Source organism: Paenibacillus sp. OT2-17 (assembly GCF_009827695.1).
Taxonomy (GTDB): domain Bacteria; phylum Bacillota; class Bacilli; order Paenibacillales; family Paenibacillaceae; genus Paenibacillus; species Paenibacillus polymyxa_B.
Window position 1 is genome coordinate 1 of sequence record NZ_WUDQ01000213.1, and the last position, 5866, is coordinate 5866.

Sequence of the window (5866 nt, forward strand, 5' to 3'; positions counted from 1 at the left end):
TGTACCTTCATATGCACCCATGTCTTAAACCTCCTTTATTTGTCGTTCATCTTAATATATGTATAAATACGTTCAGTGATAGGGCATGCAGGTAAACAAAACAAAGGCTCACACCCAGATAAACCGGTAGAGCCTAATAATCTTTATAAAAGAATTAATTTCAAGATGATTACCAACAAAATGAAGAGTGCCAAGACAGCAGCTATCGATGTCCAAATCTTCCCGGCCGTCTCTTCGTAGCCTCTTTCTATTCCTCTCACACGTAACGCCTCCTTTGTTTACTCCACAGGCTATGCGAGGTCTTGTTTATGGGATGGACTTCTAGGAAAATAAAAACACTTTACCAGCGTATCCAGCAAGGTGCCACTGATGAAGAACCTTTACTATTGCCACAACTAAAGAACAACAAGAAGGACTCCTACAGCATTTAGCTGATAGAGTCCTTCTTTATATCTGCCTTAATTCAATTTAATTGCATTGAGTTATGGCTTCGAGTATATATTTTTCACTCCTCAAGACTCAATTAATGAATTCTACTATATTCCAAAACAATAAACATCCCGTCAGCGCATGCCAGTAGGGTATCACCCATTCTTTCGGATTATGCAACGGTTTGGTGATATTTCAAAAGAATTTATGTAAGGTCAGGCTACTCGCCTTACGATATTAAACGTACTGTCCAGTTCCAAGTACCTTGGCTTGTTACTTTGATCTTATCCCCAACGATAAAAAAGGCCGTATTTGTGGTGGAATCCCCGAAGAAGCCCTTGTACCACTCTTTGCCTGGCTAATCGATTAAACCCTTAGGCGCGTTCCAGTGCCACCCCACATATCTATATTTGCTCCTTCAAAAACTTCAAGAAAATTCCTCTTAACATTAGATGGCAAGTAGAACTAACGTTTCAGTTAGTTATAGGGTTCCCAGTTCGTATCGCGTATATCTTTATCTGAGGCTTTTCTCACAAACTCTATGCATTTTTCTTCGCAAGCGCCAAATACTTTATAATTTTGCTGGCCCTGTCTTAAAGATACTATGTTTGCCCCACCATCATAATCAGGATCTGCAAACTGAATACCATCATCTTCCCAAAAACAAATTTCACAAATATCATAGGTTCCAGGCGGTTCATCGTTTAAGGTTTTGTAACCACAGCAAGGACAAGTATATTTTCCCACCGCTATAAGACCTCTCCTTATTATGTATCTATTTTTTGTTCTGTCAGCCAGTTATGTGAGTCCTTCATTACTTGTAATTTAAGGAGATAGGAAGATCTCTTTCGGATAAATCGCTTTAAACATCAATATATCGGTCTGTATATCCTGTCTGTATCTGTATCAATCACATAACCAACCTCTGTGTCATCTTCAAAACGCAATCGATTAAAATTATGAAGTCGACAAAATATATCAGGTAAATCTCTAATATTAAGAGTTATTATTTTTGCTTGTATATACTTTTGATATAGTTCTTCTTGTGTGCATTGGTGACCAGTAATCAAATTTTGAAAAAAGTAACCTTCAATTTTAATAATCATAAAATCACCACTGGTGGTTAACCATTCTTTATAAATTTAGAATACTTACATAACAATTACTCAACTAAAGCGCATATTAACTTAACCTTAGTGAACAAATTAAAGCTCCCTTTCTAACACATTTGCTATGATAACTTCTATTTTTCTATTAATTTATTGAATATTTCTCTATCTTTGGAAGTAAAGTCGGAAATCCGTTTCTTTTGCTCGTACGTGTTGGTACTTGAATCCAATTTAATGAAGCCTTTTTCACCAACCACGTATACGATATTTTTTTCTATTTTATAAGACAGAACGTTATCAATCACTGAATTTGGAGCTTCAATTTGATGAGTGTATAGTATTGGAGGCTCACCGGCTCCTCCTCCTCTGTAAATCTGAAAAGTCCCATCTCCAAAAAACTCTAACGTATCTTTGCCATATGGGTACTTCCTGATCGTGTCGTCTCCAGAATTTGCCAGAAAAATTAAAGTAGTAGCTATAACTAGTAGAGAGATCAAAATGTAGATGTATCTGCGCTTCATCTGCACTTCACACCTCACTTCCAAGCCTTTTTTGTATCAGTTACTGTAACATAAGATGTATACTCATTGAGTGTTCCCCATGATTCCATTAAATTTGTTAGGTTGGCCGCAGCCCAACCGAGCTTGTTGTCGCCAGTAAACATTTGTTTAAAATTATATTCAAAATTATATTTATCATAATATATTGTAGTAATTTCCCATTGTCCTTTTACATATGTTCCATCTATTTTGTACTTCATTTTGTGAAAAGCGTTATACAAATCTCTGTCACTTTCAATTGCAATAGACCCCTCACTTGAAAAACTTTTAACTTTTTTGTCGTTAGCTTTTTGTACTGCTTTATCAATTACATACATATTATGTTCTTTGGATTTTTTAATTTGCTGCGCCTCATACGACCACTCATTAAAGTGTAAATGTCCTGGTTTGTAATCAAGGGAATGTTGAAGTAAATTGGCTGTGATGTCCCCGTACTTCTTTCGAGCTATAGGAACAGCTACTAATGTAAATGCTTTACGATCAGGAAAATGTATTACAGTGTCTGTCGAATCTTTTACCTTCTCTACGCCTCGTACCCAAGTCTTTTCTAGTTCTACCATAGGATTTTCAAACGGAAAAGTATTATTTCCTGCATACACTAACATATTCTTACTATATGCGCCTTCTAGTATTTTTTTGCGAGACATCAGGCTGATCCTGTTCTCTTGTTTCCTTAAGTTCTAACTGAGGAGTGTACTGAATTTTTCCCAATTGATCTTCTTTTTGTTTTAAAACAAGTTCAAACTCAAGAATCTCTTTGCTGGTATCAATTTGTTCTTGATACTTATCTACATAAGCGTGTGTAAACGTAATATCACGGATCGCGTTTTCATTTCTCACGACTTGGATGTTACATTTTCGATAGTAGTCCTCACTATCAGGTTTATATTCTGTGTTTTCCCATGTGTACAGCATGTTGGAATTATCCGCATTGCATATAACTGAAGGAAGCGAATGAAGCGGAATTTTGCTTCGAATATGTAGCGAATGAGCCAAGTTTGTAGACTTAGCTGAAAGGTTTATGGAACTATTATTCTTATAAGTAAAGCCAGTGATCTCACCTTTTATAAACTCGATTGGTTCACCACCGGATTTACGTTCTATTCTTAATGAAATGCTCATTGAGATAATCTCCTCTATTAATTCAATCTATTTTCGCAGGAAAAATTTATGAAAAATAATTTCCAAATATTAATATATACGAAAAATATTAAATAGTAAACATATTTTAACTTGGTAAAGGACGTAAAAAAGACCCGGTTACCTAGGGCCTTTTATGTACTTGCAGAAATAATATCCTCCAACTTAATCCAGCTAAAATCATCCTCACCGCGTGACAGCCGTACGTGAGTTGTAGGAATCTATTAGCGCTTGTTCGATTAGCTGCACTTCCTGATCATCCAACTCTGGCTTGCCGCGCCCTTGACGGTCTTTCATGAGCTTTAGATACGCTTCCTTATGTTCCAGTATGAAGATGCAGCTGCTTTCCCATAATCCATTACCTTCGAGTCTTTTTGACATGTATGTAGGCTCCTGATGTGTTATGCACAAATTATATTCTGAGTACAAAAAATAAACTCCAGATCATTGGAGGTTTAATAACGTATAATGCCTATTTCCAGACGAGGAAAATGTAATGATCTTTTGGTCACCATCCCAGCCCTCTATGATTACAATATAGAGCGCATATCGCTCTTGTTGTCCCCTTCTTCCCAAAGCCAGCAACCGCGCGCCTTTATGTCCACTACACTGCTACCTGTCTTTATCTCCAGTTCCATCATGTTGGGCACCCGTCTTCGCTCAGCAGAATTATTGTAGAGTATTGGAGTAGCGTTCGATATCAGGTAACAAAGCGTTCAACTTTTTTGTTACCCGGCGTTTCCGTATACTATACAGATCAGAACAATGAACGACGAAAGTGGACACAACTATTATGCAACAACAATAGCGGAATAGACGGTTGCCAAAGTTACACTAAACTTTTGCAGAAGTTTACGATGGCGCACGTAAAGCCATGGAAAGAATATGGGGGCGATATTCCTGAGCCAATAGGATAAGACAAGAACAGCAGTAAATTTAATGTGTGTATTCCTAAAAGCCTACTCGTCCATTGTCAAAAGGGGCTACTGCCGAAAATTCTCCCTTGAACCAGCATTGCCTTTACAAATTGAGCGAATGAGGGATTTACAATAAAGTTCGGACCTCCCCCCCATTAACCCAGCCTAAACAGACGCATCGCAGTTCGTGCCAACCTCAAACGGCAGGTCATTCACCCCATTGGTGCCAAGATGCCAAAGGCTGAGGATAGCTGCGAGTTCCCAAAAAACAGTGTTCAATAAAGCGTACAATCGCAGCACGTTAGTTACATTTAACTAATCAGGAAATTATCCAAGTAGGAGGAAATAACCATGGCATTTGAAGGTTATAGAGAAGACAAGCGAGAACATTGGTTTGACTGGCCATTCCCCTTGTCGGTATCAATACTGTATGTGGATGCGGATGTAGATCTAGATGTAGATGAAACAGAAACGAAATGGTACCTCATTGACGAACAAGAAAAACACTTGATCCGAATTAGGGATGAAAAACAAATTGAACTGCTTCATCACTGCATGTATGGAGTCTTGTTAAATGACGAGAAGATCAACTGGATTATTGATAAAAATGGCGGTAGATTTACCTATCATGATGGTGTGGAAGATTATATCAAATCCCAGAAAGAATACCTTGATACATTATAAGAGGCGTGAACAGTTAAAAGCTCTACCGACCAATTAAGGTTAGCAGAGCTTTTAAATTTATTTAGAATATTCACTTACTTCAAATGTTAGGATACGATCATATAGCATGTAATCCTTTCGGCTGCTGAATGGACCTTTATTATTATCGTGTTTATTAATGGCGTATGAAGCCGATCCAGAACCAGCCTGCTTGCCCTCATACCATGAGATAAAGTCATTGACCTCTTTCATGCTTAGGTCAAACTCCTTTTCCAAACCAGTTGTCATAGTAACCACCAGAATTGCACGGTCCCCAGTTGGTAGAGATGGATCAGTTGGTTCGGGAGTTGGTGCCGGCTCAGGTGTGGAACCGTCAATCTTCCCGAATATCTCTATAGTATTAACCGGAGAATTTGCCAATGTACTCTGACTTCCTCCAATAACGTAAATTTGTCCACCTAATGTTATAGCCCCTGCCCCACTTCTGGCTTGCTTTAAGCTAGCCTCAGGAGACCAGTTATTCTGTTCAAAATCAAAGGATTCTACTGTATTAAGTTCATAACTACGTCCACCTGCTTCAGTTTTTCCAGCAATAGCAAATATTTTATTGGAATAAATGACAGCTTGGGCCCCTCCACGTGCTGTCAAAAGATTGGGTTTAGTTGACCCGTTATCGTTATCAGGATCACATTCAAGAAATGTGTTTAGTGAGACATTTGAATTATTATCAATATGTCTACCTGCTACAAGATAGATTTTGTCCTTATGTACAACTGCAGAGGAACCATGAAGTGTATTCGGCATAGGTTTCTTCGTTGAACAGCTGTCGGAAGCCGGATCATATACTTGGACAGTAGCAACTGAACGCGTATTTGTTGTCATCCCACCAAACACATAAATCTTTCCCTTATACAAAACACTTGTCAACGAACCTAAAGCCAGCCTGCGGCATAGCTTTCCTAACACTCCATGTATCTGTCTGGGTATTGTAAACTTCAACATTATTTACTGAGGAGCCTCCTGTCCAGCTAAAGGCATTACCTGTATA

Annotated in this window: 7 protein-coding genes and 1 pseudogene; 1 reads left to right on the forward strand and 7 read right to left on the reverse strand. The window is 38.2% G+C overall.

The genetic code is table 11. The features are described 5' to 3' along the window. Window positions 1-906 precede the first annotated feature (906 nt). The 5 genes and pseudogenes from GRP75_RS17600 to GRP75_RS17615 all read right to left on the reverse strand — a co-directional run bounded on the left by GRP75_RS17600 (window position 907) and on the right by GRP75_RS17615 (window position 3619). Window positions 907-1176 carry a CPCC family cysteine-rich protein gene (locus GRP75_RS17600; RefSeq protein WP_023989009.1) on the reverse strand — a complete coding sequence of 90 codons (270 nt, stop codon included), beginning with the start codon at window positions 1174-1176 and terminating at the stop codon, window positions 907-909. A 496-nt stretch (window positions 1177-1672) separates the two neighbouring features. Then, complete coding sequence (locus GRP75_RS29270) at window positions 1673-2059, reverse strand: hypothetical protein (RefSeq protein WP_028541735.1); 387 nt, start codon at window positions 2057-2059, stop codon at window positions 1673-1675. Between the two features lie 14 nt (window positions 2060-2073). After that, window positions 2074-2745, reverse strand: coding sequence for a hypothetical protein (locus GRP75_RS29850; RefSeq protein ID WP_237449089.1), 672 nt, complete (start codon window positions 2743-2745; stop codon window positions 2074-2076). Continuing rightward, window positions 2711-3220, reverse strand: coding sequence for a hypothetical protein (locus GRP75_RS29855; protein WP_237449090.1), 510 nt, complete (start codon window positions 3218-3220; stop codon window positions 2711-2713). Before GRP75_RS29855 ends, GRP75_RS29850 begins: the two co-directional genes overlap by 35 nt. A 152-nt stretch (window positions 3221-3372) precedes the next feature. Continuing rightward, a pseudogene (locus tag GRP75_RS17615) lies at window positions 3373-3619 on the reverse strand (YolD-like family protein). Between the two features lie 887 nt (window positions 3620-4506). Here GRP75_RS17615 and GRP75_RS17620 point away from each other — a divergent pair. Next, window positions 4507-4839 (forward strand): hypothetical protein, encoded by a 333-nt coding sequence (locus GRP75_RS17620; RefSeq protein ID WP_023989013.1) that lies wholly within the window; start codon window positions 4507-4509, stop codon window positions 4837-4839. Window positions 4840-4896: 57 nt separating this feature from the next. Here the strand turns inward: GRP75_RS17620 and GRP75_RS17625 are convergent, their stop codons facing one another. Together GRP75_RS17625 and GRP75_RS30660 are read right to left on the reverse strand one after the other, a co-directional pair. After that, complete coding sequence (locus tag GRP75_RS17625; RefSeq protein WP_369127580.1) at window positions 4897-5784, reverse strand: Kelch repeat-containing protein; 888 nt, start codon at window positions 5782-5784, stop codon at window positions 4897-4899. Continuing rightward, the coding region (locus GRP75_RS30660; RefSeq protein WP_160789935.1) for a Kelch repeat-containing protein at window positions 5726-5866 on the reverse strand (141 nt) is incomplete at its 5' end. The genes GRP75_RS30660 and GRP75_RS17625, both read right to left, overlap by 59 nt.

What these genes read in the sequence shown, in the direction of transcription:
- GRP75_RS29270 (WP_028541735.1), bottom strand. Translation starts at nt 2,059, where the DNA reads ATGAAGCGCAGATACATCTACATTTTGATCTCTCTACTAGTTATAGCT.
- GRP75_RS29850 (WP_237449089.1), bottom strand. Translation starts at nt 2,745, where the DNA reads ATGTCTCGCAAAAAAATACTAGAAGGCGCATATAGTAAGAATATGTTA.
- GRP75_RS29855 (WP_237449090.1), bottom strand. Translation starts at nt 3,220, where the DNA reads ATGAGCATTTCATTAAGAATAGAACGTAAATCCGGTGGTGAACCAATC.
- GRP75_RS17620 (WP_023989013.1), top strand. Translation starts at nt 4,507, where the DNA reads ATGGCATTTGAAGGTTATAGAGAAGACAAGCGAGAACATTGGTTTGAC.